This is a genomic window from Neorhizobium sp. T6_25 (assembly GCF_002968555.1).
Classification (GTDB): Bacteria; Pseudomonadota; Alphaproteobacteria; order Rhizobiales; family Rhizobiaceae; genus Neorhizobium.
Genome location: NZ_PVBL01000005.1, coordinates 141,835 through 167,042, shown reverse-complemented (window position 1 = coordinate 167,042; position 25,208 = coordinate 141,835). Strand labels below are relative to the sequence as shown.

The window sequence follows — 25,208 nt, the reverse complement described above, 5'->3', positions numbered from 1 at the left end:
GCGAATGACTTGCATTACCATTCCAACAAGGCATTATCTGCTCGCGAACGAAGAGAGAGTGACAATGGACGTGTTGGGTTCAAAGCAGGACAGCGGCTGGCGGAACAAGCGGGGAGAGGCATCGCTTTCCGACGTCCATCGAAGCATCAACGTCTCGCAATCCGGATCCCGTTGGCGGCGGCTCGCTGCCTTTGCGGGGCCGGGTTACCTGGTCGCAGTCGGCTACATGGATCCCGGCAACTGGGCGACTTCGCTCGCCGGTGGCTCCAAATTCGGCTATGCGCTGCTCGCGGTCGCGCTGCTTTCCAACCTGATGGCGATCGTGCTGCAGTCGCTCTGCGCGCGCCTTGCGATCGCATCGGGCCGAGACCTCGCGCAGGCCTGCCGCGACGCGTTTCCGAAATGGGTTTCCATCCCGCTGTGGGCGCTTGCCGAAATCGCCATCATCGCCACCGACATCGCCGAGGTGATCGGCACCGCCATCGGCCTCAACCTGATCTTCGGCATTCCGCTCGAGCTCGGCGTGCTGATCACGGCACTCGACGTCTTCATCATCCTTTATTTGCAGAAGATGGGTTTCCGCTGGGTCGAGGCCTTCATCATCACCCTGCTCGGCGTCATAGCCGTCTGCTTCGGAATCCAGATCTTCCTCGCCGACCCGCAGTGGGGCGGCGTCATCCGCGGCTTCTTCCCGACAACCGAGATCGTCACCAATCCGGAGATGCTCTATCTGGCGCTCGGCATTCTCGGCGCGACCGTCATGCCGCACAATCTCTACCTGCATTCCGGCATCGTGCAGACCCGCAACTATGGCCACACCCTGCCGGAAAAGAAGCAAGCTCTCACTTATGCAACGATCGACTCCACTGTCGCACTCTGTTTCGCGCTGTTGATCAATGCCTCGATCCTGATCCTTGCGGCAGCCGCCTTCAACAGCACTGGGCGGACTGAGGTAGCCGAACTCGGCGAAGCGCATTCGCTGCTGGCGCCGCTGCTCGGCCTTGCCATCGCACCGACGCTTTTCGGGATCGCCCTGCTCTGCTGCGGCCTCAACTCGACGGTGACGGCGACGCTTGCGGGTCAGATCGTCATGGAAGGCTTCCTCAAGATGAAGCTGCAGCCATGGATCCGCCGGCTTATCACCCGGGCGATCGCGATCATTCCGGCGGCGTTCGTGACGATCTGGTACGGCGATGCGGGCACGGCGGAACTGCTGATCCTGACCCAGGTCGTGCTCAGCCTTCAGCTTTCCTTCGCGGTCTTCCCGCTCGTCATGTTCACCGCCAGCAAGGCCAAGATGGGTCAACTGGTGGCGCCGATCTGGCTCTCCGGCATCGCTTGGCTGATTGCCGTCGTCATCGCCGGCCTCAACGTCAAGCTTCTCGTGGATTTCGTTTGGGGCTGAGGCGGGAATAGGCGGCCCGGCCATTGTTCAGGTCGTCGACGAACGCCGAAAACCCATGGCCATCCGCGCCATGCACGAAAAGCGGCGCCCGGAATGTCAGCCGGGCGCGCGATCCCTTGACGGCGGTGACGAGGATGCGTGTGGCGCTTTCGTCCGGCCGGGGATGTAGGGCGGTGATTTCCAAGCCGCCGAAACGCCTGCCACAGGCATCGATGATCTCGGCGATCGATTGCGGCCGGGCGATCAGCGACAATTGCCCGCCGGGTTTCATGATCGCGCCGGCGGTGCGGATCCAGGCTTCGAACAGGTCCTCGGTCATCGCATGCGCCTCGGCCTTCAACGCATCGGGCGTCTTGCGGTCGCTGGCATCGTTGAAGGGCGGGTTCATGATCACGTGGTCATGGATTTCGTCGACAAGGCCGGCGGCGAGCCGCGGCTTGCCGGTCAGGGTCACGTCCGCTTCCAGCACCTCGATGCGACCTGCCAGGAAAGCGTTTTCGGGAAGCGCCAGCGTCCTGCGGGCATAGTCGGCCATCAGCGGCGATTTCTCGATCAGCAGGACTTTCGAATGCTGCAGCCGTGAGGCGACAGCAAGACCTGCCGCCCCCGCGCCGGAGCCGAGATCGGCGACGCTGACCGGCTTGTCGGAGGCGACCAATGAGGCGAGCAGCATCGCATCCACGCCTGACCGATGCCCGCCGCCCTTCGGCTGCATGACGTGAAAGCGGCCGCGATGGAAGGCGTCGACGGTGTGGGTTGGAGTGCTCATACTTTGCGGCACCATTGAGCGCTGGTAGTCGGCAGCCCCCCTCTGCCCTGCCGGGCATCTCCCCCACAGGTGGGGAGATCACAAGCGGCGTGATCATCGCCCTCCCAAATACGGCGTGCCGGAAGAGAGGCCAGATAAAAATGTGCGAGAAGATACGCCGCACGTTGGTGCGCAGAATGAGACGTCAAATTTGAAGCGGCGAGCGTGCGCCCAGCCGATCTCCCCACCCGTGGGGGAGATGCCCGGCAGGGCAGAGGGGGGCGATCCGCGAGAACGCTCAATGCTAAAGCTCCGGAAAAACTGAGGACCGAGGATCCACAACCATCAAGGCCGCAACTCCGCTTCCAGCCCCGCGTCCTTCAAGATCCGCCGGGCCTCGTCGGCGCGCTCGCCGTCGACCATCAGCCGGCGCTGCAACAGGCCGAGCGAGCCTTCGAGCACGCTCATCGACTGGTCGGCGACCATGCAGTAGATGCCCGCATCCTTCATCAGGCTCTGTGCCAGCGACAGGATCACGACGTCGTTGGTGCGGATGATCTCCAGCATGGCTTGTTTGTTACCCCATTATATCTGGCGGGATACGATTTGCGCTTGCCGCACTATCAGCCTCTTTCTATTGTCGTTTGAAAGATTTCGATAGGGAGGCCTGACATTGGGCGTCGTCATACCGCTTGAAGAAGGCAAAAACAAACTGGCATCCGTCAAACCGCTGGTGGATCTCACCAAGGCGGACATGGATCGGGTCAACCAGCTGATCCTTTCCAAGGCCGGCTCCGATGTGCAGATGATCCCGGAAGTCGCCAACCATTTGATCTCGTCCGGCGGCAAACGGCTGCGGCCGATGCTGACGCTCGCGTCAGCGGCCCTGTTCGGATACCAGGGCGAAGGCCATGTGAAGCTTGCGACCAGCGTCGAGTTCATGCACACAGCAACGCTGCTCCACGACGATGTGGTGGACGAAAGCGATCTGCGCCGCGGGCGTTCCACCGCACGGATGATCTGGGGAAACCAGGCAAGCGTTCTGGTCGGTGATTTCCTGCTCGGCCAGGCCTTCCGCATGATGGTGGAAGTCGGCTCACTCGAGGCGCTCGACGTGCTGTCGGCCGCAGCGTCCGTGATCGCCGAAGGCGAAGTGCTGCAGCTTTCCGTCGCCAAGAACATGGAGACGACCGAGGACGACTATCTTTCGGTCATCCGCGCCAAGACGGCCGCGCTGTTTGCCGCCGCCGCCGAAGTCGGGCCGATCATTGCCAATGCCGACAAGGCCGGCCGGGGGGCGCTGAAATCCTACGGCATGAACCTTGGCCTTGCGTTCCAGCTCGTCGACGACGCGCTCGATTACGGCGGCAAGGCTGCCGATCTCGGCAAGAATGTCGGCGACGATTTCCGCGAGGGCAAGATCACGCTGCCCGTCATCCTCTCCTATCGCCGCGGCACCGAAGCCGAACGCGCCTTCTGGCGCCAGGCGATCGAGAAGGGTGAAAGCAGCGACGAGAACCTGGAAAAGGCGCTCGGCCTGATCAACAAATACGGAGCCCTGAACGACACGATCGGCCGCGCGCTGCATTACGGCACGATCGCCCGCGATGCGCTGGCACCGCTTCCAGCCTCGCCGCTCAAGACCGCCCTTCTCGAAGTGATCGACTTTTCGATCCAGCGCGTCAACTGACGCTCGGCGTCCGTTGACGAAGGTGTGACCGGCGCCGCGCCCATGCGACGCTGGGGATTTCCTTGCGGACGTGCTTCAAAAAAGCCATTCTATCATGAATCAATAGGGCGGAATTGGCGGCGGTATCTCATCGAATCGCCATGCTCTTACGAAAGGCATGTTTATGCGGCAGAAATCCAGCCTTCTTCTGCTCTCCAGCGCGGCGCTTGCAACCGTTCTCCTGTTCGGAACGGTAGCCAATGCGGCGACGGCGGAAGTGAAGCCAGCGGTGAAAGACACGGTGACGTTCGCCCCTGGCAACGTGAAGACGTTTTCCGGTGCATTTCTGGCCGCGCGGACAGCCGACGTCGACCACGACTACGACACTGCGATCGCGCTCTACCGCAAGGCGCTGGCTTTCGATGCCGCCAACCTGGAAATCCGCGAGCGGCTGATGATCTCGCTGTTGCTCAACGGCGATTTCGACCAGGGCCTCGCTGAAGCCAACGCGCTCAAGGACGACAAGGCCGTCGAGCGGATCACCAAGATCGTCCGCGGCCTCGATGCCCTGCGCGCCAAGAAATTCGATACCGCCAAGAAGGTTCTCGCCTACGAAGGCCCGAACGATCTCGACCGGCTGACCCACCAGCTTCTTTCCGCCTGGGCGGATGTCGGCGCCGGCAAGGGCAAGCAGGCGATGGCCGGCATCAACAACCTCAAGGGGCCGGCCTGGTACAAGGTATTCACCGATTACCATCTCGGCGCCATGGCGCTGGTGACCGGCGATATCGGCACGGCGCGGCAGCACCTCAACACCGCCGTCACCAACAAGGAAGCCGTCGCCACCGCGCCGGACACCTTTATGCGCGCGGTGATGGCGCTTGCGCGGCTTGAAGCGGCTGCGGGCAACAAGCAGAAGGCGCTGGACGCGATCTCCGTCGGTGACGGCATGGTCTCCAACTATGCGCCGCTGAAGGCCCTGCGCCAGAGCATCGAGAAGGGCCAGAAGCCCGAACAGCAGGTGAGCAATGCCGCAGAAGGCGCGGCCGGCGTCCTGTTTTCGATCGGCGGGGCGCTGAACCGCCAGGGTGCCGAGGACATGGTCTCGCTCTACCTGCAGATCTCCCACGCACTCGACCCCAAAAGCGCCGACACGCTGATCCTGCTCGGCGGCATCGCTGAGAAGCTGAAGCAGCCGGAGCGCGCCATCAAGTTCTATGCCAGCGTCCCGGCCGATTCGCCGATGCGCCGCATTTCCGAGCTGCAGCTCGGCGTGACGCTTTCCGATACCGGCAAGGTGAATGAGGCCAAGCAGCACCTGAAGTCGCTGATCGATTCCGATCCGTCCGACATCCGCAGCTATATCGCCTATGGCAGCGTGCTTTCCGACGCCAAGGACTACAACACCATGGCGGAGACCTACGACAAGGCTGCCGAGGTCATCGGGCCTGTGCCGAAGCCCAGCGACTGGACGATCTTCTTCCAGCGCGGCATCGCCTACGAGCGGCTCAAGAACTGGGCGAAGGCCGAGCCGAACTTCCGCAAGGCGCTTGAGCTCAACCCGGAACAGCCGCAGGTCCTCAACTATCTCGGCTATTCGCTGGTCGACATGAACAAGAACCTCGACGAAGGTCTCGACATGATCAAGCGGGCCGTCGATGCACGGCCGGATGACGGTTACATCGTCGACTCGCTCGGCTGGGCCTATTTCCGGATGGGCAAGTTCGACGATGCCGTGACCGAGCTGGAACGTGCGGTGCAGCTGCGCGCCGGCGATTCGACGATCAACGACCATCTCGGCGATTCCTACTGGCGCGTCGGGCGCAAGCTCGAGGCCGTCTACCAGTGGAACCGGGCTTTGATCTCAGAAGGCGAGGACATCAATCGCGAGCAGATCAAGGAGAAGATCGAGAAGGGCCTGGCGCCGCTCGATCCGAACGCCACGACTGCCGACCGCAGCCCGACGGAGCCCGTGGCACCTGCCCCGCCGGCGCCGGCCAATCCCGACAAGAAATCCTGACGCGCATGTTCCTGGACAATTCGTCATCCGACAAATGGCTCGCCGACAAGGCGGGCCTCTTCGAACTGGCGCCCGCCAAGATCAATCTCGCGCTGCACGTGACCGGCCAGCGGGCCGACGGTTATCATCGGCTCGAAAGCATCGTGACTTTTGCGGACACCGGGGACCGGCTGTGCTTTAGCGAGACGGAGGCCGACGATTTTTCCGTTTCCGGCCGGTTCGCCTCGCTGCTGCCGACCTCGGCGGAAGGCAAGAGGGGCAATCTCGTGCTGAAAGCCCGCGATCTCCTGCGCACGGCGCTGGAGGATAAAGGCGTAGCGGCGCCGCCGGTTGCCATCCATCTCGAAAAGAACCTTCCGGTCGCAGCCGGTATCGGCGGCGGTTCGACGGACGCGGCAGCAGCCCTGCGCGGCCTGATGCGCTTCTGGAACGCCAGCCTGCCGGATGGGGAACTGGCAGCGCTCGGGCTTTTGCTCGGCGCCGATGTGCCGATGTGTCTCAAGAGCGAGGCGCTGATGGCGAGGGGCATAGGCGAGGAACTGACCGCGCTTCCGGACCTGCCTTCGCTGTCGCTGGTGCTCGGCAATCCGCTCGTCGGCGTCTCGACCCCCGATATCTTCCTGCGCCTGACGCAGAAGGAAAACGCCGCGATCGGCCCGTTCGACAGCGACTGGATCGGCTTCTTGAAAACCCTGCGCAACGATCTTGAACCGCCGGCGCGCTCGCTGGTGCGCGAAATCGACCAGATTTCCAGCCTGATCGGCGCGGAAGGCACGATGCTGACACGGATGTCCGGTTCCGGCGCCACCTGTTTCGGGATATTTCCTTCCTTCGAAGCGGCGGAAAAGGCGATGGAAAACCTTAACGGCCAGAAGCCGGAATGGTATTTTCAGGCGGTGAGAACCGTCGGACAGGTGCCCGAGAAAACCCAATGAACCGGATCGACGAAACCCGTTCCTTCATCCCCGTCGGCATCGCCGTGCTGACCGTCTCCGACACGCGCACGCTTGCCGACGACAAGTCCGGCGACACGCTGGTGGCGCGGATCACTGAAGCCGGCCACGAGCTGAAAGCGCGGGCGATCGTGACGGACGACAAGGACCGCATTGCCGGCCAGGTGCGGGAATGGACGCTCGATCCCGATATCGACGTGGTGATTACCACAGGCGGCACGGGCTTTACCGGCCGGGACGTGACGCCTGAGGCGCTGGAGCCGCTGTTCGAAAAGCGCATGGACGGCTTTTCGGAAGTGTTCCACCGGATTTCCTATGACAAGATCGGCACTTCGACGATCCAGTCGCGGGCGACCGGCGGCGTGGCGAACGCCACTTTCATCTTCGTGCTGCCGGGTTCGCCCGGCGCCTGCAAGGATGCCTGGGACGGTATCTTGAAGGCGCAGCTCGACTACCGCCACCTGCCCTGCAATTTCATCGAGATCATGCCGCGGCTCGACGAGCACCTGAAGCGCGGCGGCAAATAGCCGCTACCTGACTGCCGCCGCCACCCAGGCCGGAATAATCTCGCTGGAAAGCTTCGACACCTTCTGGCCGCGTGCCAGCGCTTCCAGGTCCATCCCCGATTTCGCCAGCGCGATCGCCTGCCGCTTCGGCAGCAGCATGCCGTATTCCAGCGGCGGCACCGCGCGGCCGATACGCTGGAAGAACGGCCGCCGGTAATTGCGCGCCGGCGCGAAGCGGGCCGGCTGCTTGTTGAGCGCTATATATTCCATCACCTCGTCGATCCAGCCGGCCTGCAACCGGGCGCCGGGTTCGACCAGCAACAACCATTCTCCGCGGGCGCCGCGCAAAATATCCTTGATGTCCCAATGGCCGTAAAAACGGCAGCCAGCCGCATCGGCGACGCGGGAGGAACCGTCCCGTGAACCGTGGTCGAGCACCACGACATCGCTCACAAGTCCCTCCACCGCAGCGGAAACGAGCACCGAGAGCGTTTGCGCCAGCTCGGATTCCTGATCGCGGCATTCCATGATGACAGTCAGCATTCCTGACATGTAACGCATTGCCACAAGGAACGCCAGAAACGCCGACCTTCAATTTTGTTCTTGCAATGTTCTCATTTCGGCGCTAGGAATTTAGTCATCAGGAACGGGGAATTTCCCCTTCAGGAGCTAACCATGAACGAGCTGCATCAGTTGCGGCAGGACGCTTTCGCGCCTGCCCATACGGCCGATATTGCCGATGCGTTGGTCGAATCCTCCGGTCTTCGGGTGGAGATCGACCGGCGGCGCGGGCGCGGCGCGGGACTTAACCCGAGCGGCCGTTTCGAGGAAGGGCGCCGCGAGGCATTCGATGACGGCTGGCAGACGCTGGAGGAGCTCGAACCGTTCAGGACCGAGGTGCAGGTGGAGAAGCCACGCACCGCGATCACCCGCAACGAATCTCCGGACCTTTCCTTCGATCGCTCGATCAATCCCTATCGCGGCTGCGAGCATGGCTGCATCTATTGCTTCGCCAGGCCGACGCACAGTTTCATGGGGCTTTCGCCCGGCCTCGATTTCGAGTCGAAGCTGTTCGCCAAGCCTGACGTGCCGAAACTGCTCGAACGGGAGCTGAGCCGCCCGGACTACAAGGTGCGGGCAATCGCGATCGGCACCAATACCGACCCCTATCAGCCGATCGAGCGGGAATGGCGGATCATGCGACAGATCCTCGAAGTGCTGCAGAAGGCCAATCACCCGGTCGCGATCGTTACCAAGTCGGCGCTGATCACCCGCGACATCGACATCCTTGCCGACATGGCTTCGAAAGGGCTGGCGAAGGTCGGCATTTCGGTCACCACGCTCGACCGCAAGCTTGCCCGCACCATGGAGCCGCGCGCCTCGACCCCTCCCAAGCGCCTCACTGCCATCAAGGCGTTGACCGATGCCGGTATTCCGACTGCGGTCATGGTGGCACCTGTCATTCCGGCGCTCAACGACCATGAAATCGAGCGGATTCTCGACGCCGGCCATGCGGCGGGGGCGACGGAAGCGACCTACGTACTCCTGCGCCTGCCGCTGGAGGTGAGCCCCCTCTTCCGCGACTGGCTGCTGCAGAACTATCCGGACCGCTATCGGCATGTGATGTCGCTCGTCCGCTCGATGCGCGGCGGCAAGGATTACGACGCCGAATGGGGAAAGCGGATGAAGGGTGCCGGTCCCTACGCATGGCAGATCGGCCGGCGTTTCGAGATGGCGACCAAGCGGCTCGGCATGGTGCGGCGCGGCCTGCCGCTGCGCGACGACATTTTCCTCCGCCCCGACGGCGGCGGTATCCAACTCTCGCTGCTCTGACCGGACCCTCTCCCGGTTTCATTGCGAATTCCAATTTTCGACGCGGCCCCGCCCTGTCCCCCGCGTCGGAAAATACCCCGGTTCCACCGCCGCCCCTCGGTGGATAGCGACGCCGCAATCGCTTGGCCGGGGGTTGCAGGAGGTCGGGACGACGTGCGAGGTTGCCGCCATGTTACCTCGCACGTCGCCCGATTCTCCGATGCTTTTCGAAGATGTCCCGCTGGTTCCGGATTTCAGTCTGGAGCTTGTGGCACGCCAGGCCGGCCATTGGCCTGTCGCGGGCACCGACGAGGCAGGACGCGGGCCGCTGGCAGGCCCGGTCGTGGCGGCCGCCGTCATCCTCGACCCCGACAATATCCCGCACGGTCTCAACGATTCCAAGCAACTCACCGCAGCCCAGCGGGAAAGCCTGTTCGAGGCAATCATGGCGACGGCCGAAGTGTCGATCGCCGCGTCCGGCCCACGCCATATCGACGAGCGCAACATCCTGCGCGCCAGTCTCGACGCCATGCGCCGCGCGGTGGCGGGGCTTGCCGTGACGCCGGCCTATGTGCTCGCCGACGGCCGTGACGTGCCGCAGGGGCTCTGCTGCCCCGGCAAGGCGGTCATCAAGGGCGATGCCCGCTCCGTGTCGATCGCCGCCGCCTCGATCATCGCAAAAGTCACCCGCGACCGGATGATGACCCGCGCGCACCTGGTCTTCCCCGGTTACGGTTTTGCCAATCACGTCGGTTATGGGACGCCCCAGCATCGCGCCAGCATCGAGGCGCATGGGCCGTGCTCGCTGCACCGGATGAGTTTCCGGCCGCTTAAAAAGGATGATCTGCCGGAAAGCTAACCGGCACTCCTTCCCTCATTTACGCCATTCGGGCAACGCATCGGCGCGATAGCCATCGAACAGCAGTCCCCCATGTGCGGCGAAGACTTGTTCCGCGCAATCCAGGGCCGGCTTAGCCTCTCCTTCGCGAAACAGCATGTCGAAGGCCTCGACGAATGCACCGCCCAGCACCGGATCGAATGCCGTCATCTGCCGCGGCAGCCATTTTCCGGCTCCCGACCATTGCCCGTTGCTGCGCAGGATGAAATCACCGAGCGCCTGATAAAGCGCCGAGCCAATCGCCACCCGCTCGAAGTCAGGCCGTTCGTCGGCAAGATCGGTCAGCAGGCTCGAGATGACATAACGCATGCGGTCGAGCGCCTCCTGGTCCAACTGCGGCGGACCTTTGACCAGGAGAGCCTCGGCCTCGCGGCGAAGCTCATCCGCTCGCTGCGGCCGCGGACCAATAGGAATTCCTTCGATCACCATGCGGATCAGCACGGGGCGGCCCGCTTTTACATCCGCCTCAAGGAACCAGCGCACGGTCCCCTCGTCATGTACCAGGGCTTCGAATGGCACGCCTTCGAAGACCTCCGAGCGACGATGGGATGCGGCAGGGCAGAATGCAGCACGACGAGATCGATATCGGAGGACGGCGTTCCTGTGCCACGCATGATGGAGCCGGCCACGAAGGCGAAATCCGCATCGGTAAGGCGCTCGGTCAGAAACCGTTCGGTTAGCGACAGTGCTCGTTCCCTCGACAGCCTTCCCACAACCAAAGCCATCACGATCCTCCTTTCGCCCAAAACAAAAAAGCCGGGGTTTTCGCCCCGGCTTTTGGAAAGTCTTGCGTGACTGAAATCAGTTCAGTCTCGACTGTACCTTGCCGACGGCGTCCTGGAAGAGCGTGTCCTGGGTGGAGGCGTCGGCCTTGCGGGCGATGACGCTCTGGGCGGCGGCAATTGCCAGATCGACTGCGGCAGCGCGCACAGCGCCGATCGCTTCGGCCTCGGCCTGTTTGATCTTCTGCTCGGAAAGCGCGTTGCGGCGAGTGACGAATTCGTCGGTCTTCTGACGAGCTTCCTCGGTCAGGGCCGCGGCCTCACGCTCGGCGACGGCTACGATCTGCGCGGCTTCCGCTTCGGCTTCCTTGCGCTTGCGCTGGTATTCGGCGAGCAGGGTTTGCGCTTCTTCGCGCAGGCGCTTGGCTTCGTCGAGTTCCTTGCTGATGTTGGCGGCGCGCTCGTCGAGCGACTTCGCCATCATGCCCGGCACTTTCAGGTAGACGACCAGGGCCAGGAAGAGAACGAGGCCGACCAGTGCGAAAAATGTTGCATCGAATGCCATAGGATCAGGCCTCCGTCTTCGCGGCTGCGACTGCAGCCTTGATGTCGTCGCCGCTCGCCTTGGCGCCGATCAGCTGATCGACGATGGCGGTGGCGGTGTCTTCGGCGATCTGGCCGACTTCGGCAAAAGCTTTTGCCTTGATTTCGCCGATCCGGGTTTCGGCAGCAGCGAGCTTGTCGGCAAGTTCGGCCTCGATCGCGGTGCGGTCGGCGGCAGCCTTGGTCTTGGCGGCCTCGCGAGCGGTTTCGGCGATCTTGTGGCCTTTGGAACGGGCAGCCGCCAGTTCCTTTTCATAGGTCTCGACGGCAGCGTCCGCTTCCGCCTTCAGGCGGGCGGCTTCGTCGAGGTCCTGAGCGATCCGATCGTGGCGGTGTTCGAGAATGCCACCGACGCGCGGAACGATGACCTTCTTCATCAGAAGATAGAAGAGGCCGAAGGTGATGACGAGCCAGAGCAGCTGCGACGAGAAATGGGTCGCATCGAATGGCGGAAAGGTGCCGCCGCCATGGGCGCCGGTTTCGGTATGCGCTTCGCCAGCAGGCGCGGCATGCGGATCAGTAGCGGCCGGCGCGGTCTGCGCATATGCCGAGGTCACGAACATCATCACCTCCAGGTGTATTCCAAATGCGAAGGATCACGGCGCGCCTTCTGCAAGCGGCCGCGATCCGAATTTCCTGGACAGATCTTAGACTGCGTACAGGAGCAGGAGAGCGATGAGCAGCGAGAAGATGCCCAGAGCTTCCGTAACGGCGAAGCCGAACACCAGACGGCCGAACTGGCTGTCAGCGGCGGACGGGTTGCGCAGAGCGCCCGACAGGTAGCTGCCGAAGATGTTGCCAAGGCCAAGAGCCGTGCCGGCCATGCCAAAGCAAGCCAGGCCTGCACCGATGAACTTTGCTGCTTCCGCTTCCATGAGAAACTCCTTCGAAATGGTTGTTGCGGCTGATGACTGACGCTTCAGGACGCCAATGTCGTTTTTATCCTTAGTGCCCGCCTGGATGGATCGCGTCGTTGAGGTACATGCAAGTCAGCACCGCGAAGACGTAAGCCTGGAGGAAGGCGACGAGGAATTCGAGACCGGTCAGGGCGACCGTCATGATGAGAGGCAGGACTGCGCCACCGATGCCGAGCGCGCCCATGGTTCCAAGCGAGGCGACGAAGCCTGCGAACACTTTGAGCGTGATATGGCCAGCAAGCATGTTGGCGAAAAGACGGATGGAAAGCGAAATCGGCCGAGACAGGAACGAGATCAGCTCGATCGGAACCACCAGAAACAGCAGCAGGAACGGCACGCCCGAAGGCACGAAGAGTTTCAGGAAGTGCAGGCCGTGCTTATAGAAGCCGTAGACGAGGACCGTGCCGATGACCAGGATGGCCAGGGCGAAGGTGACGATGATCTGGCTGGTGATCGTATAGAAATAAGGGAACATGCCGAGCAGGTTGGCGGTCAGCACGAACATGAACAGCGAGAAGACCAGCGGGAAGAATTTCATGCCGCTGCTGCCAGCGCCTTCGCGCAGCATGCCGGCGATGAATTCATAGGACATTTCGGCGACCGACTGTGCCCGGCCAGGGATCAGGCCGCGCTGCGAGGTCGAGAAATACAGGAAGCCCGCGGCGCAGGCGACGGTTGCCACCATGAACAGAGATGCATTGGTAAAGGAGAAATCGATGCCGCCGATCTCGATCGGAACGATCTTGCTGATCTGGAACTGATGGATCGGATCGTTTGCCACCGTCTACCTCTTGGTCCTTAGCCGCGCCGGGCGGCCAGTTTCATTTCCGGAAACCGAGCCTTCACAGGCCGCCGTTTCCCTTACCATCCTTGCCGCTACGCTGGTTCGTGGTCGGCGGCGGAGCCACCTTTCCCACAGAGCGAAGCACATTCAGCACACCGGCACAGAACCCGAGGAGAAGAAGAACAATCATCCCCCACGGCGCAGTGCCGGCAAAACGGTCGAGCAAAAAGCCCAGAATAGCCCCAACCGCGACTGCGGAGATGAACTCGGAGGAAAGCTTGAAGCCCAAGGCCATGCCTTTTCGGCTTTCCTCGGATTGCGCGTCCCTCTTCGCCTCTGCCGCGTCGTCAGCCTTCCTGTCCGCAAGTTTCGCGGACAGGCGCTTCCGGCGCTCTTCCAGACCATCGTCGCGGTGATCCGTCATGTGCGTCCTCCCCTATTTCTGCTCCCGGCACAACCGGTTTTATGCTTTCCAACAGCAAAAAAGTGCAGTTGGCGGGGGATTTCGCGCCGTCCGGCCCGTTTTCAAGTCGCGCGCAACATAGTTTTGCCCGCCCCCATAGTCAAGGCATCCAAGGTTCTTCGAACGAGGTAAATTAACCAAGCAAATTCAACCGGTTATAACGAGCACAACCGAAGTCGGGTAAAACTGTCGCGGGAATCGCCGCCTGTTGAAGCGACGGGAACCGGGCTCAGCTCCAGCCGCCGCCATAGGTGCGGTAGAAGACGTGCAGGCCGATGCGGCCGACCTTCTTCATCGTGCGCGCCCAGTCGGGACGAACATAGACGGCATGATAATGGGTGGCGGAACCGACTTCCGGAAGCCAGATCTTGCCGGCGGTCACGGCCATGGCCACTTCGCGTGCCATCTTCCAATGATATTCGGAGCGAATGCGATCCTTGATATTGTCGCAGGCGAAGGAAAACTGGCAGCGGTTGCGCCAGTCCTCGTTCTGGTAGACGACGTCGCAGATCGTATCCGGATAGGCCGGATTGCGGACGCGGTTCAGGATAACCTGGGCGACAGCCGCCTGGCCGCGGGCGGATTCGCCGCGGGCCTCGAAATAGATGCCGGAGGCGAGGCATTGCTGCTCGCGTGCCGAAAAGGAGGCCGGCGGCAACGGTGTCGCAGCCCAGGCGTGATCGTCGAAACCGATCGGCGGAATGAAGCGGCCGGCGCTCGGCTTTTCCGTGAGGATCGCATCGAAGGGCGATTCCTTGGCGAAATCCTGCGCCGCCGGCGCATAGGCGGTTGCCAGCACATCGGCCTGATTGTTGTTGATGAGGCTCGCGATCATCGGCATCAGATCGTCTTCCGGCTTCGGCTCGTCCTTCTTGCGGAAATAGAAGGCGGCGAGTTCGACGGGCTTCTCGCTCTTGCCGGCCTTGGCAAACCTGGCCAGTCCGTCACGGGCGTCGAGCGGTAGGGTCAGCCCACTCGAACGCTGCAGCACGGAGCCTGCGGAAAAGGCCTTGGGCGGCTGCATGGGTTCGACGGTGACGATACGGCCCTTCTTGGCGGCGCGGTTGACGCGGTCTTCATCGGGGCGTGGATCAGAGGATTTCTTTTCGTCGACGAGCGCGATCTTGCGGCCGTCCGGGAGTTCGAGACCGGCATTGCCGGAGACCGCGTTCTTCAGACCGGGAAATGCCAGCGAAGCTTGATGGATCGAACCCGCCGGCGAATCGGTCAGCACCATGCGCCATTGTTCGGCGCCGTCGAAGCCGGTCAGAAGGTCGGCGAGATCGCCATGAGCCGGGGCGGACGGAAAGATCAGCCAGCAGGCAAGGCCGAAGACGGCCGGGGAAGTCCATCCACTCAGTCCGGATGAGGACTTGCGACGCAAAACGCTATTCGAACGCAAAACCTTAACACTCCACAGGGCAACAAGAACCCGATGAAGATCAATCATTAACCTTGATGAGCGGTTAACGCCGGCTGCCGAAACGCCCGGCAGCCGGCTTGAATTAGCACATTCACATCAATGTCAGCGAAGGGCATCCCAATCGCGCGTCTTAGATGATGACATGCGAGCCGAGCTCGACGACGCGGTTGGCCGGCAGGTGGAAATAGTCGGACGGGTCGGTCGCGGTGTTGGCCATGGCGATGAACAGCCGATCCTGCCACATGGGCATGCCGGACGCGGCATCGGGCACCAGCTTGCGGCGGCCCAGATAGAAGGACGTCGACATGATGTCGAACTTGAAGCCCGTCTTGCGCAGATAGGCAAGCGCCTGCGAGACATTGTGCGACTGCATGAAGCCGAAGCGCAGTTCGATCAGCGTGAAACGCTCCGAGACCTTCTCGATCTTGAACCGCTCCTCGAGCGACACGCGCGGCTTGTTGACCGTGATGATGGTCAGCACGACGTTCTTTTCGTGCAGGACGTGGTTGTGCTTGATGTTGTGCAGCAGTGCTGCGGGCGCGGTTTCCGGATCGCTGGTCAGGAAAATCGCCACGCCTGGCACGGAGACCGGCGCATGATCGCTCTTCTTCTCGACCATCGGAATGAAGGTTTCGAGCGGCACGTCGATGCGGCGGGTCTTTTCGAAGAGGATCGCGGTACCGCGCTTCCAGGTCCACATGACGATGGTGAAGATGATCGCCATCGAGACCGGGACCCAGCCGCCGTCGTGTACCTTCAGGAGGTTGGCGCCAAGGAAGACCAGTTCCAGGGCAAGCAGCGGAGCCAGAATGCAGATCGCAAAGGTCTGCGGCCATTTCCACTTCACACGCACGAACTCGAACGCCATCAGCGTGGTGACGACCATGGCACCGGTCACCGAGATACCGTAGGCGGTGGCGAGCGATTCGGAGCTTTCGAAACCCAGAACCAGCGCGATGACGCCGACCAGAAGCAGGGTGTTGACCGACGGCAGGAAGATCTGCCCGGTATTGGTTTCCGAGGTGAACTGGATCTGCATGCGCGGCAGGTAACCGAGATGGATCCCCTGGCGGACCAGCGAGAAGGCACCGGTGATCACCGCCTGGCTGGCGATGATGGTGGCTGCGGTCGCGAGAATGACCACCGGCAACAGCGCCCATTGCGGAAACATCAGATAGAACGGATCGGACATCGCTTCCGGATGCTTCAGCACCAGAGCGCCCTGCCCCAGATAGTTCAACGTCAGCGCCGGGAAGACAAGCGTGAACCAGGCCCACTGGATCGGACGGCGGCCGAAATGGCCAAGGTCCGCATAAAGCGCTTCGGCACCGGTGACCGTCAGGAAAACGGCGCCGAGGACGACGATGCCGACGAAACTCTCGTTCAGCATGAATTCGACCGCATAGACGGGATTGAAGGACGCCAGGATGCTGTAGTCGTCCGATATATGGGCGACGCCGCCGGCGCCCATGACGATGAACCAGACGGCGGTGATCGGCCCGAAGAAGCGCGATACGAGGCCGGTTCCCTTCGACTGGATAGCGAAAAGACCAATCAGGATACCGACCGAGATCGGCACCACGGCGCTGCTCATCGACGGCGCCACCAGCTTCAGACCCTCGACGGCGGACAGGACCGACAGTGCCGGAGTGATCATCGCATCGCCAAGGAAAAGCGCCGCGCCGATGAGGCCGAGCAGCATCAACACTGCCCTGTGGCCATTGGCGGACTTGGTCAGAAGTGCAAGGAGCGAGAGCGTGCCGCCTTCGCCGTCGTTGTCGGCGCGCAGCAGGAAAAGCACGTATTTGAACGTGACGATAATCGTCAGCGTCCAGATCATCAGCGAGATGAGGCCGATGATCTCAAGTTCCGTGACGCCATCGTGGGCGATCGGCTTCAGAGCCTCGCGGAATGCATAAAGCGGGCTCGTACCGATGTCGCCGTAGACGACGCCGACGGAGCCGAGTGCGAGCGCAAAAAGGCCTTGGACCTTCGTTTTCTCGGCGTCGTTATGTTCAGCGGGGTGACCCATGGGGGATGTCCGGCTTAAAGCCAGCCTTTCCAGCGAAAGAAGAAGAAGGGGATGATGGCGGACAGGAGCATCGCGAGGATCGCGAGCGGATATCCGATATGCCACTCGAGTTCCGGCATGAATTTAAAGTTCATGCCGTAGATCGAGGCAACGAGTGTCGGAGGCAAGAATACGACCGACGCGATGGAGAATATCTTGATGATGGAGTTCTGCTCGACATTGATCAGCCCGAGCGAGGCATCCAGCAGAAAGGCGATGTTGCCGGCGATGTAAGAGGCGTGTTCGGAAAGCGAGTCGACATCACGCGCAACGGTGCGGCAGAGGCTGTCGTCGCTCTTGTCCTGGCTGATCAATGGCACGTTCATGAGAAAGGTCAACAGTCGGGCGAGCGAACCGAGGCTATCGCGCACCTTGCTGATCAGCCGGTGGTATTCGGCGATATCGGCCAGCTTGCGTTCCAGGAACTGCGGCGGGCGACGCTTGCCGCGGTCGCGGAAGATTTCCGTCGACAGCGCATCGACGTGATCGACCGTCTGCTCAAGAATTTCGGCCGTGCGATCGGCGATGGTTTCCAGAAGTTTTGCCAGCAACGTGGCGCCATCGCGCCCCGCTTCCGGCAGGCGGCTCAAGCTGGCGATGAACAGCTGGAAGCTTTTCGGCTCGGCGTAGCGCACGGTGATCAGCCGGCCGCCGGAGAGGATGAAGGCGACGTCGGTGAGCTGCGGATCCTTGCCATCGGCGCGCCAGACGAGCGACGCGGTCATGAACACTGAGTCCTTCTCCATATAAAGGCGGCTCGAAGGTTCGATGTCCTTCAGGTCGTCACGGGTCGGAACCTGAATTCCGAGGAGACCTTCGACATAGGCATCCTCCTGCGGAGTCGGTTCGACCAGATCGATCCAGACGATATCGTCGGCAAGATGTCGCAGCGCCTCAGCTGGCGCAAGCGTCTTCATCGAGCCAGTGGCGCTATAGGCATTGATCAATCGTGGTCTCCGGCCGAAAATCGTCGGCACTGAACGAGAAGCGGGCTTGCCGGCCCCTAGGGGCCACCAGCCGGCCACCAGCGGGACGGGCCTATAGAGACAGCCATAGTCAAAATCAAGAGCCGTCCCAATCTCGTAGTGGGCGCCGCAACATGACTCCCGCGCCGAATATGTTCAAGGGGGCTTCGGCAACAAGATGATTCGCGACCTACATCAACGCCTTGACCGGAAACGGCCGCCAAAGTGACTGTCCATCGGCGCGCGGGAGGTATTCCAAAATGGCGAGGAACATACAGGCGAACTCTTATTCAAAGACGATTGCAGGCGCCGGTCGGGGAGTGAGGCCACCGAGCTCGGCCCAGACCCTGGCGGCAATCTCACGGTAGATCTTCGCCGAGGCTCCTTCGGGATCGGAGGCGACGACGGGGGTGCCCGCATCGGACCGTTCGCGGATGTCGATCGTCAGCGGAACCTCGCCGAGGAACGGCACGCCGATCCGTTCCGCCTCGCTTCTCGCGCCGCCATGGCCGAAGATGTCGTAACGCTTGCCGGTATCGGGAGCGAGGAAATAGCTCATGTTCTCGACGATGCCGAGCAGCGGAACTTCGACCTTGCGGAACATGGCGATCCCCTTGCGCGCGTCGAGAAGCGCCAGGTCCTGCGGCGTCGAAACGATCACCGCGCCGGCCAGCGGCACCTGCTGGGCCATGGTGAGCTGCACATCGCCGGTACCCGGCGGCATGTCGACGACGAGCACGTCGAGGTCACCCCAGGCGACTTCGCGCAGCATCTGCAGCAGCGCCGACTGGACCATCGGCCCGCGCCAGATCATCGCCGTTTCCTCATCGACGAGGAACCCCATCGACATCGCCTTCAGGCCGTAATTCTCCATGGGCTTGATGATGCGGTTTTCGATCTGCTGCGGACGGCCGGTGATCTTCAGAAGCCGCGGCACGGACGGGCCGTAGATATCGGCATCGAGAATGCCTACCCGCAGGCCGTTCGCCTGGAGCCCGAGGGCAAGATTGACCGCCGTCGTCGACTTGCCGACGCCGCCCTTGCCGGATGCCACGGCGATGATAGCGCCGACGCCCGGCACACCCGGCTTTTCCCGCTGCTGCGGCTGGGTCGGTTGCTGTCCCGGTTGCTGGCCTTGGGGCGGATGGCTGTGCCCGTGAGCATGGGCGTGCCCGTGCGAATGCGAATGCGAATGAGCAGCCGGAGCGGCAGGCTGCGGGCGCGGCGGCGCAGCGGAACCGGCCTTGCGGTCCGCCGTCAGCGTCACCAGCGCGCCCTTGACGCCCGGCATGGCCTTGACGGTACGTTCCGCTGCCACGCGCAACGGCTCCAGTTCGTTCGCCCGCGCTGCCGGCACGGTAATCGAGAAATAAACCTTGTTGTCGGAGATGAAGACGTCCGAGACCATGCCGCGCGAGACGATATCGCCCTCGAGGTCCGGCCCGCGCACCTTCGCGAGAACCGCCAGCACTTCCTCTTTCGTCACGTCGGCCATGATTTCAAAACTCCCGAATGCCTGATGCGATATCGATCCCTCAGAACGGGACGCCGCTTTCGCAGATATATAGGAGTTCGGCATTGCCGGGGGCAAGCAAGATAAACCGCCGTTCGACCGGCAGCCATCTGGCGCACTGATCGAACGGCAGCTTTTCTTGTCACGCCTCTTGGGGCGCTTGCAGTCCCCTCTGGACCTGCCCCTACAGAAGCACGAAACATGCCAGACGGGAAGATACTTCCTATTGATGAGCTTTTTCAACCACTTCTGGCCGAAAGCCCTGCTGCGGCGCAACATCCCTTGATGGAAGCGGCATTGCGTGGCCGGTCAATGCTTGAGCAGTGGTGAAATTTTGTGCGCCGCAGCATTCGATTTGGTTACTTGATCAAACCGATTCTGAGCGCCTTGGCGACCGCCTGGGTGCGGTTGACCGTATCCAGCTTCTTGGCCGCACGGTTCAGGTAGTGATTGACCGTGTGTTCGGAGAGGCCGAGGATCTCCGCGATTTCCGCGCTGGTCTTGCCGGCGGCCGTCCAGTTGAGGCAGTCGATCTCGCGGTCGGTCAACACGTCAGTGGTGCGCACATCGAGGTTGCGGATCTCGGCCAGGCGCTCGAAGACGTGGATGGAGATGTACATCAGCTCCATCATCTGCTGGTGCGTGAACGGCAGGCCGTCGCCTGCGAAGGAAACGGCACCGCGGCTGCCGGACATGTCATGGACTGGGAAATAAGCGCCGCGGACGAGATTGAACCTTCCGAACATGCCGCGGATGGCCGGTCCCTGGCGCTCCGGCGGCACCGTTTCGAGATCGAAGGTGAACGGGATCGTCGAGACGCGCAGCCGCCGAAGTACGGGGCTGGTCTGCATCATGCCTTCGCGGTCGAACAGAGACAGCAGTTCCGCGGGCCAGTTGGTAATGACCGTGTTGTTGGACAGTTCGCGCGACGTGGCGTGGGGCAGGTTGAGAACCATGAACGTGCGGCAGCCATAATGCTCGGTTACCCGCTTCATGAACCGGAACACATCGAACTGTGTCTTGAGATCAGCAATTTCTCCGACATTTCCGCCAAAGACACGAGCTTCTTCTGCTTTCTCGGTATTGGCCATCATCTGCTTCTCTGTCCGCCGGGTGGCGTCGAGCGATCCCTGGTATTTCCCATACATCCGCCCAATCCGGTCCTTTATATTCGCATTGCCCGCCTCCGACGCGTGGAACGGCAAAAGGCTCTCCGGATTTGCCCGGATGCCTCCCGCCGAACGTGCTTACGTGGTGGAGGCTGCTATTTGAGATTTTAATTAGATGCTAAATTTGTGGCTATTATCAATTCCGAATAATGACGGCCATTATCAACTTTCGACAATGATGACATCCACTCGGATTTGCAAACCTTTTGCATGCCTCCAGCCGTTTGTCAGGAGATAAATGTTGGGGATCAAATCCCCTATGCCGCAAGTTTGCCGACTCTCTCCCGTCGATGATACTAATCGATCACCTCGGTATGCAATTGGAGATTTCACATGGCGACCACACACGCGTTCGAAGGCCGCGTCCTTTCCTCCTCCCTGTGCGAACTTGGAGAAGGCCCTTCCTTCGAATCGGAAACGGAGACGCTCTGGTGGTTCGACATTCTCGGCAAGGGATTGCACGAATTGCATCTGCCGACCGGGCGGGAGATCGTTCATGCGTTGCCGGTGATGGGCAGCGCGCTTGCCTCAATCGACGCCGCCCGACAGATGATCGCGAGCGACAAGGGGATGTTCATCCGTGACCGCGCGACCGGCGCGCTATCCCCCTATCTCGAACTGGAACCGGAGAAGCCGGGGAACCGTTCGAACGACGGAAGGGTCCATCCCTCCGGCAGCCTCTGGATCGGAACGATGGGAAGAAAAGCCGAGGACGGCGCCGGCGCTATCTATCATGTCCGCAGTGGCGAGGTGACGAAGCTTTTCGACCGCATCAGCATCCCCAACTCGATCTGCTTCTCGCCTGACGGGGCGATCGGTTATTATGCAGACACTCGTATCAACCGACTGATGCGCGTGTCCCTCGACCCGGCGACAGGCTTGCCAAACGGCGAAGCCGAGCTCCTGGTCGACGAGAACGGCAAGCCGGGCGGCATCGACGGATCGATCTGCGCCAGCGACGGAACGATCTGGAACGCCCGCTGGGGCGAGGGCGCCGTCGACCATTATTCGGCTGACGGCAGGCATCTGTCACGTCATCTGGTGCCGGCAAAACAGACCACCTGCCCCGCCTTCGTCGGCAAGGACCGGTTGGCCGTGACGTCGGCGCGGGAGGGACTGGATGACGCCGCTCGCGCCGCCGACCCGCTCGCCGGCTCGCTGTTCGAAATCGCCGTTTCCATCCAATGCGATCCGGAGCCTGCCTATCGCCTATGAAGAGCGCAAAGAGCGCTTCAAACAAGCAAAACGCGAAAAAGTTCCAGCCGAAACGCCTAAAATTTCAGCAATCTTAGCCGGAACCAATCCGTCCTCATAACATTTTCCTCTCGAACCAGCGCGGTCGGAGAGCTCCATATGGAGGGGCCGCGTGTTCAGAGATAATTGAGCAGAGGAAGGTAGGTTCGTTATGAAGAAGACCCTTAGCACGATGGCAGCCGTTGTTCTTTTGGCGTCCACCGCCATTGCACCGGCATTCGCCCAGACCCAGCCGACGCCGCCGGCCTCCCCGGCTCCGGCAACTCCTGCCGCTCCGACAGATCCGGCTGCAAAACCGGCTGACAGCGCCGCAACGCCGGCTCCGAAGACCGGCACCGACACGGCCGCTGCTTCCGGCAGCTACCTCACCGAACAGGCTGAAAACCAGATCAGCGCCAACGACTATATCGGCAAGTCAGTCTACAACGCAGAAGACAAGAGCATCGGCGACGTCAACGATCTGATCCTCGAAGAAAACGGCGGCATCGTCGCAGCCGTGATCGGTGTCGGCGGCTTCCTCGGCATCGGCGAAAAGGAAATCGCTCTGCCGATGGACAAGATCACCATGACGCGTGATGCGGATAACAACAACGAAGTCCGTCTGACCACCACGGAAACGGCAGAAGCCCTTCAGGCCGCGCCGGAATTCAAGACCATGGCAGACAAGCAGGCAGAAACCGACCGGACGACCACGTCCTCCACCGGCACCTCGATGCCTGCAGGCGGCGCCACTAACCCGTCGACGACACCGGCTGCCCCGAGCAAATAAGCGCTCGATCAGTCAAAGATCCGGAACGGGTGACACGTCGTCACCACGAAACGGGGCGGTACCGCAGGTGCCGCCCCTTTTTGCATTGAAACAACGCTACATACGGCAAGGCGAATGATCCCCACCTCGCCCGGAGCGATAGGGCTTGCCTTCGGCAACCTCCACTTCCATGCCACTGCAATTTCCGCCGATCGCTACGAGAAAGGATTTACATCCGGTTGTGTCGCGACTAATAATGCACGCCTACGGGAGCGAGGGGTTAAACATGCCATTCTTCGTCATTGCCGGTAAATTTCATTGCGTGAATTACTCTCCCGACGGGGACACGATACGATTTGCCCCCAATGACCTTTCGGAGCTGGCCCTTCTCCAGGGGGTGCCGGCCAAGGTGAATGCGCGCGGGCATACGAGCGTGCGCGTCGAGGCCATCGATGCTCTGGAAACACATTATGGCGGTCGCCACCAGCCGCTCGCGCTGGCGAACGAGGCCCGCAACGCGCTCCTTGCATTTCTCGGCATAAGCGACGTCGTTTGGGACACCAACCAATCAAGCGTTCTCTCGGCCACGGATGGCGTCGACGGCTATATCCTCGCTCGGGCTACCGACAAATTTGGGCGCATCATCGGCTTTCTCTTCCCAGGCGCGCCCTCCGGCCCTAGCGGCTCCGACGTGTTCGTTCGGCCCGCCATGCTCGACGCGAGCCTCAACCGGTTCATGCTGCAGGAAGGACTGGCTTTCCCGACCTATTACCAGACGCTTTTCGGCGAATTGCGCACGGCGCTGACCCAGACAGTCCAGCAAGCCCGGGCCGCGAACAAGGGAATATACGCCGTCGACCGCACCAACACCCTATCGGCCATCGAGAATATCGGATCCCTGACGGAAACGCTCGTGCTGATGCCGAAACTCTTTCGTCGCGCTTCCGACTATGTTGCGGAGGCGGGATCGATCAGAGGCTTCAAGGACGCATTGGAGCTCAACGAGGAGCCTGTCTTCGACCTCGTCGAACTCAACTACACGCATTTCGATACGTTCATCGAGGAAGTCGGCGACCAGATACGCCTGACGCGCAAGCCGGAAGAGCTGGTATTCGACCCGATGCCGGAACGGCCGGGCGGGGAGTTCCGGGCAATGGTCAACGAGATCGAGCCCGTTCTCCAGGAGGGGTGACCGCTTCAAGCCCGCTCGATGGTCATGAAGTCGCGATAGTGTTCCTGGAGGTAGCGCAGGGTGACAGCGCTGTCAGCCGGTCTGCCGTAATAATAACCCTGCCCCATCGCACAGCCGAGCTCGCTGAGCTTGTCCGCATCGGCCTTTTCCTCGATGCCTTCCGCGACCACGGCAAGGTTGAGACCGTCGCACATGGCGATGATCGCCTTGACGATGTGTTCCGACGCGCGGTCCGTGGTGATGCGCGAGACGAAGGCGCGGTCGATCTTCACCTTGTCGAAGGTGAAGTCCCGAAGCCGCCCGAGGCTCGACTGACCGGTGCCGAAATCGTCGAGCGAGATGCGTACGCCCTGCTGGCGCAGGTCGGTGATGATGCGCTGCGCCGTATCGGCCGAAGTCATCACCGCCGTTTCGGTAATTTCCAGTTCCAGGCGATGCGGATCGAGGCCGACGCGTGCGAGGGTCGCGAGGATGGTCTCGGTCGTGCCGGGGTCCATCAACTGCGCTGAAGAGAGGTTGAAGGAGAGGAAAAGCTCACGCGGCCAGGAGAGTGCGGCCTCTGCGGCCTTGTGCAGTAACGTTTCAGAAAGTGCGTCAATAAAACCCCGCTCTTCGGCAAGGGGCACAAAAACCGCAGGCGAGACGAAGCCGAGATCGGCATCGATCCAGCGGGCCAACGCCTCGAAACCGACGACTCCACCATCGCTGATGCGCACGATCGGCTGGAAGTGGACATCCACGGCATCGGCGATGATGGCGTTGCGAAGCGCCTGCTCCAGCTGTGTCGCCCGCTTCATCTCCTGGGCGATCTCGCGGGAGTAGACAGTGATCTGTCCGCGGCCGCGGCGTTTGGAGCGGTAGAGCGCGGTTTCGGCGCTTTTCAGCAGTTCCTCGAAATCCTCGCCGGCGAAGGGATAGATCGCAAAGCCGAAGGAGGCCGATAGGCGGACGTTGCGGTCGCCAAGATCGTAGGGGGCGGACAGGACGTCCTTGATCATCTGGCCGATACGTTCGGCGCCGATGCGCTCGAAAACCAGGGGCAGGATGAAGGCAAACTCGTCACCGTCATGGCGGGTGACGGTCGCGCCGTCCGGAATACAGGCTTTCAGGCGATGAGCGACCTGGCAGAGGATCTCGTCGCCCGCTTCGGCGCCGAACAGATCGTTGATCGGCTTGAAGCCGTCGAGATTGGCAATGCAGATGGTAAAGGGTGCAGGATCCTGGGCCCGCTCCGCAGCCAGCAGGCGCACCTTGTCACGCAGACGGTATCGATTTCCGAGTCCCGTCAGGGCGTCACTGTAGGCCATTGCCTGCAGTTCATTCTGGCTGACCTGCGGCAATGGGTTTCCCGCCGACTTCATGAATAATCCCGT

General features: G+C 61.8%; 26 protein-coding genes. 10 read left to right on the top strand and 16 right to left on the bottom strand.

Features of this window, described 5'->3' with window-relative positions; all coding sequences use genetic code 11:
* Positions 1-64: 64 nt before the first annotated feature.
* The gene (locus C5L10_RS09020) at positions 65-1,405 is read left to right on the top strand and encodes an Nramp family divalent metal transporter (RefSeq protein ID WP_105429361.1); all 1,341 of its coding nucleotides are present in this window, start codon (positions 65-67) and stop codon (positions 1,403-1,405) included.
* Here the strand turns inward: C5L10_RS09020 and C5L10_RS09015 are convergent.
* Positions 1,374-2,174 carry a tRNA1(Val) (adenine(37)-N6)-methyltransferase gene (locus C5L10_RS09015; protein ID WP_105429360.1) on the bottom strand — a complete coding sequence of 267 codons (801 nt, stop codon included), beginning with the start codon at positions 2,172-2,174 and terminating at the stop codon, positions 1,374-1,376. The two genes, C5L10_RS09020 and C5L10_RS09015, sit on opposite strands and share 32 nt — an antisense overlap.
* A gap of 324 nt (positions 2,175-2,498) precedes the next feature.
* Positions 2,499-2,720, bottom strand: a complete 222-nt coding sequence (locus tag C5L10_RS09005; RefSeq protein WP_105429359.1) for a DUF2007 domain-containing protein — start codon at positions 2,718-2,720, stop codon at positions 2,499-2,501.
* Between the two features lie 106 nt (positions 2,721-2,826).
* On the opposite strand from C5L10_RS09005, the gene C5L10_RS09000 reads away from it, so the two are divergent.
* The 4 genes from C5L10_RS09000 (at position 2,827) to moaB (ending at position 7,322) form a co-directional block, all read left to right on the top strand.
* Complete coding sequence (locus C5L10_RS09000) at positions 2,827-3,843, top strand: polyprenyl synthetase family protein (protein ID WP_105418655.1); 1,017 nt, start codon at positions 2,827-2,829, stop codon at positions 3,841-3,843.
* 163 nt (positions 3,844-4,006) lie between these two features.
* Entirely contained in the window at positions 4,007-5,842 is a 1,836-nt protein-coding gene (locus tag C5L10_RS08995) for a tetratricopeptide repeat protein (RefSeq protein WP_105429358.1), read from the top strand.
* Between the two features lie 5 nt (positions 5,843-5,847).
* Entirely contained in the window at positions 5,848-6,777 is a 930-nt protein-coding gene (locus C5L10_RS08990) for a 4-(cytidine 5'-diphospho)-2-C-methyl-D-erythritol kinase (RefSeq protein WP_105429357.1), read from the top strand.
* Complete coding sequence (gene moaB, locus C5L10_RS08985) at positions 6,774-7,322, top strand: molybdenum cofactor biosynthesis protein B (RefSeq protein WP_105429356.1); 549 nt, start codon at positions 6,774-6,776, stop codon at positions 7,320-7,322. The genes C5L10_RS08990 and moaB overlap by 4 nt, the downstream gene beginning before the upstream one ends.
* A gap of 3 nt (positions 7,323-7,325) precedes the next feature.
* On the opposite strand, the gene C5L10_RS08980 is transcribed toward moaB, so the two are convergent.
* The gene (locus C5L10_RS08980; protein ID WP_105429355.1) at positions 7,326-7,844 is read right to left on the bottom strand and encodes a glycosyl transferase; all 519 of its coding nucleotides are present in this window, start codon (positions 7,842-7,844) and stop codon (positions 7,326-7,328) included.
* 132 nt (positions 7,845-7,976) lie between these two features.
* Between C5L10_RS08980 and C5L10_RS08975 the strand changes: the two genes are divergently transcribed.
* Positions 7,977-9,134 carry a PA0069 family radical SAM protein gene (locus C5L10_RS08975; protein WP_105429354.1) on the top strand — a complete coding sequence of 386 codons (1,158 nt, stop codon included), beginning with the start codon at positions 7,977-7,979 and terminating at the stop codon, positions 9,132-9,134.
* 169 nt (positions 9,135-9,303) lie between these two features.
* Positions 9,304-9,972 (top strand): ribonuclease HII, encoded by a 669-nt coding sequence (locus C5L10_RS08970; protein WP_105429353.1) that lies wholly within the window; start codon positions 9,304-9,306, stop codon positions 9,970-9,972.
* A 15-nt stretch (positions 9,973-9,987) separates the two neighbouring features.
* On the opposite strand, the gene C5L10_RS08965 is transcribed toward C5L10_RS08970, so the two are convergent.
* The 12 genes from C5L10_RS08965 to C5L10_RS08915 all read right to left on the bottom strand — a co-directional run bounded on the left by C5L10_RS08965 (position 9,988) and on the right by C5L10_RS08915 (position 20,563).
* The gene (locus tag C5L10_RS08965) at positions 9,988-10,494 is read right to left on the bottom strand and encodes a nucleotidyltransferase domain-containing protein (protein WP_172716956.1); all 507 of its coding nucleotides are present in this window, start codon (positions 10,492-10,494) and stop codon (positions 9,988-9,990) included.
* Positions 10,467-10,736, bottom strand: a complete 270-nt coding sequence (locus C5L10_RS33575) for a nucleotidyltransferase domain-containing protein (RefSeq protein WP_172716955.1) — start codon at positions 10,734-10,736, stop codon at positions 10,467-10,469. Before C5L10_RS33575 ends, C5L10_RS08965 begins: the two co-directional genes overlap by 28 nt.
* 76 nt (positions 10,737-10,812) lie before the next feature.
* Positions 10,813-11,298: a F0F1 ATP synthase subunit B gene (locus C5L10_RS08960; RefSeq protein ID WP_105429351.1), complete on the bottom strand. Its 486-nt coding sequence runs from the start codon at positions 11,296-11,298 to the stop codon at positions 10,813-10,815.
* A gap of 4 nt (positions 11,299-11,302) precedes the next feature.
* Positions 11,303-11,899 (bottom strand): F0F1 ATP synthase subunit B, encoded by a 597-nt coding sequence (locus C5L10_RS08955; protein WP_105429350.1) that lies wholly within the window; start codon positions 11,897-11,899, stop codon positions 11,303-11,305.
* Between the two features lie 84 nt (positions 11,900-11,983).
* Positions 11,984-12,211, bottom strand: a complete 228-nt coding sequence (locus C5L10_RS08950) for a F0F1 ATP synthase subunit C (RefSeq protein WP_007774919.1) — start codon at positions 12,209-12,211, stop codon at positions 11,984-11,986.
* A 70-nt stretch (positions 12,212-12,281) separates the two neighbouring features.
* Positions 12,282-13,034, bottom strand: a complete 753-nt coding sequence (locus C5L10_RS08945) for a F0F1 ATP synthase subunit A (RefSeq protein ID WP_046603390.1) — start codon at positions 13,032-13,034, stop codon at positions 12,282-12,284.
* 61 nt (positions 13,035-13,095) lie between these two features.
* On the bottom strand, positions 13,096-13,461 hold the full coding sequence (locus tag C5L10_RS08940; protein ID WP_046611044.1) for an AtpZ/AtpI family protein: 366 nt from the start codon (positions 13,459-13,461) through the stop codon (positions 13,096-13,098).
* Positions 13,462-13,729: 268 nt separating this feature from the next.
* Complete coding sequence (locus C5L10_RS08935; protein WP_245447956.1) at positions 13,730-14,884, bottom strand: cell wall hydrolase; 1,155 nt, start codon at positions 14,882-14,884, stop codon at positions 13,730-13,732.
* 169 nt (positions 14,885-15,053) lie between these two features.
* Complete coding sequence (locus C5L10_RS08930; RefSeq protein WP_105429348.1) at positions 15,054-16,955, bottom strand: potassium transporter Kup; 1,902 nt, start codon at positions 16,953-16,955, stop codon at positions 15,054-15,056.
* Positions 16,956-16,969: 14 nt separating this feature from the next.
* Entirely contained in the window at positions 16,970-17,941 is a 972-nt protein-coding gene (locus tag C5L10_RS08925) for a magnesium transporter CorA family protein (RefSeq protein WP_105429347.1), read from the bottom strand.
* Positions 17,942-18,245: 304 nt separating this feature from the next.
* Entirely contained in the window at positions 18,246-19,454 is a 1,209-nt protein-coding gene (gene apbC, locus C5L10_RS08920) for an iron-sulfur cluster carrier protein ApbC (protein WP_105429346.1), read from the bottom strand.
* A 377-nt stretch (positions 19,455-19,831) separates the two neighbouring features.
* Positions 19,832-20,563 (bottom strand): autoinducer binding domain-containing protein, encoded by a 732-nt coding sequence (locus C5L10_RS08915; RefSeq protein WP_105429488.1) that lies wholly within the window; start codon positions 20,561-20,563, stop codon positions 19,832-19,834.
* Positions 20,564-20,974: 411 nt separating this feature from the next.
* Here C5L10_RS08915 and C5L10_RS08910 point away from each other — a divergent pair, with 411 nt between their 5' ends.
* The 3 genes from C5L10_RS08910 (at position 20,975) to C5L10_RS08900 (ending at position 23,835) form a co-directional block, all read left to right on the top strand.
* Positions 20,975-21,856: an SMP-30/gluconolactonase/LRE family protein gene (locus tag C5L10_RS08910; protein WP_105429345.1), complete on the top strand. Its 882-nt coding sequence runs from the start codon at positions 20,975-20,977 to the stop codon at positions 21,854-21,856.
* A gap of 190 nt (positions 21,857-22,046) precedes the next feature.
* A complete protein-coding gene (locus C5L10_RS08905) occupies positions 22,047-22,664 on the top strand; it encodes a PRC-barrel domain-containing protein (protein ID WP_105429344.1) in 618 nt (205 codons plus the stop codon).
* Between the two features lie 265 nt (positions 22,665-22,929).
* Positions 22,930-23,835 (top strand): thermonuclease family protein, encoded by a 906-nt coding sequence (locus tag C5L10_RS08900; RefSeq protein WP_105429343.1) that lies wholly within the window; start codon positions 22,930-22,932, stop codon positions 23,833-23,835.
* 5 nt (positions 23,836-23,840) lie between these two features.
* On the opposite strand, the gene C5L10_RS08895 is transcribed toward C5L10_RS08900, so the two are convergent.
* Complete coding sequence (locus C5L10_RS08895; protein WP_105429342.1) at positions 23,841-25,196, bottom strand: bifunctional diguanylate cyclase/phosphodiesterase; 1,356 nt, start codon at positions 25,194-25,196, stop codon at positions 23,841-23,843.
* Positions 25,197-25,208: the final 12 nt, after the last annotated feature.

What these genes read in the sequence shown, in the direction of transcription:
- C5L10_RS08955 (WP_105429350.1), bottom strand. Translation starts at nt 11,899, where the DNA reads ATGTTCGTGACCTCGGCATATGCGCAGACCGCGCCGGCCGCTACTGAT.
- C5L10_RS33575 (WP_172716955.1), bottom strand. Translation starts at nt 10,736, where the DNA reads ATGGCTTTGGTTGTGGGAAGGCTGTCGAGGGAACGAGCACTGTCGCTA.
- C5L10_RS08895 (WP_105429342.1), bottom strand. Translation starts at nt 25,196, where the DNA reads ATGAAGTCGGCGGGAAACCCATTGCCGCAGGTCAGCCAGAATGAACTG.
- moaB (WP_105429356.1), top strand. Translation starts at nt 6,774, where the DNA reads ATGAACCGGATCGACGAAACCCGTTCCTTCATCCCCGTCGGCATCGCC.
- C5L10_RS08970 (WP_105429353.1), top strand. Translation starts at nt 9,304, where the DNA reads ATGTTACCTCGCACGTCGCCCGATTCTCCGATGCTTTTCGAAGATGTC.
- C5L10_RS08960 (WP_105429351.1), bottom strand. Translation starts at nt 11,298, where the DNA reads ATGGCATTCGATGCAACATTTTTCGCACTGGTCGGCCTCGTTCTCTTC.
- C5L10_RS08900 (WP_105429343.1), top strand. Translation starts at nt 22,930, where the DNA reads ATGCCATTCTTCGTCATTGCCGGTAAATTTCATTGCGTGAATTACTCT.
- C5L10_RS08980 (WP_105429355.1), bottom strand. Translation starts at nt 7,844, where the DNA reads ATGCTGACTGTCATCATGGAATGCCGCGATCAGGAATCCGAGCTGGCG.
- C5L10_RS09015 (WP_105429360.1), bottom strand. Translation starts at nt 2,174, where the DNA reads ATGAGCACTCCAACCCACACCGTCGACGCCTTCCATCGCGGCCGCTTT.
- C5L10_RS09020 (WP_105429361.1), top strand. Translation starts at nt 65, where the DNA reads ATGGACGTGTTGGGTTCAAAGCAGGACAGCGGCTGGCGGAACAAGCGG.
- C5L10_RS08905 (WP_105429344.1), top strand. Translation starts at nt 22,047, where the DNA reads ATGAAGAAGACCCTTAGCACGATGGCAGCCGTTGTTCTTTTGGCGTCC.
- C5L10_RS08930 (WP_105429348.1), bottom strand. Translation starts at nt 16,955, where the DNA reads ATGGGTCACCCCGCTGAACATAACGACGCCGAGAAAACGAAGGTCCAA.
- C5L10_RS08990 (WP_105429357.1), top strand. Translation starts at nt 5,848, where the DNA reads ATGTTCCTGGACAATTCGTCATCCGACAAATGGCTCGCCGACAAGGCG.
- C5L10_RS09005 (WP_105429359.1), bottom strand. Translation starts at nt 2,720, where the DNA reads ATGCTGGAGATCATCCGCACCAACGACGTCGTGATCCTGTCGCTGGCA.
- C5L10_RS08950 (WP_007774919.1), bottom strand. Translation starts at nt 12,211, where the DNA reads ATGGAAGCGGAAGCAGCAAAGTTCATCGGTGCAGGCCTGGCTTGCTTT.
- apbC (WP_105429346.1), bottom strand. Translation starts at nt 19,454, where the DNA reads ATGGCCGACGTGACGAAAGAGGAAGTGCTGGCGGTTCTCGCGAAGGTG.
- C5L10_RS08910 (WP_105429345.1), top strand. Translation starts at nt 20,975, where the DNA reads ATGGCGACCACACACGCGTTCGAAGGCCGCGTCCTTTCCTCCTCCCTG.
- C5L10_RS08940 (WP_046611044.1), bottom strand. Translation starts at nt 13,461, where the DNA reads ATGACGGATCACCGCGACGATGGTCTGGAAGAGCGCCGGAAGCGCCTG.
- C5L10_RS08915 (WP_105429488.1), bottom strand. Translation starts at nt 20,563, where the DNA reads ATGGCCAATACCGAGAAAGCAGAAGAAGCTCGTGTCTTTGGCGGAAAT.
- C5L10_RS08975 (WP_105429354.1), top strand. Translation starts at nt 7,977, where the DNA reads ATGAACGAGCTGCATCAGTTGCGGCAGGACGCTTTCGCGCCTGCCCAT.
- C5L10_RS08995 (WP_105429358.1), top strand. Translation starts at nt 4,007, where the DNA reads ATGCGGCAGAAATCCAGCCTTCTTCTGCTCTCCAGCGCGGCGCTTGCA.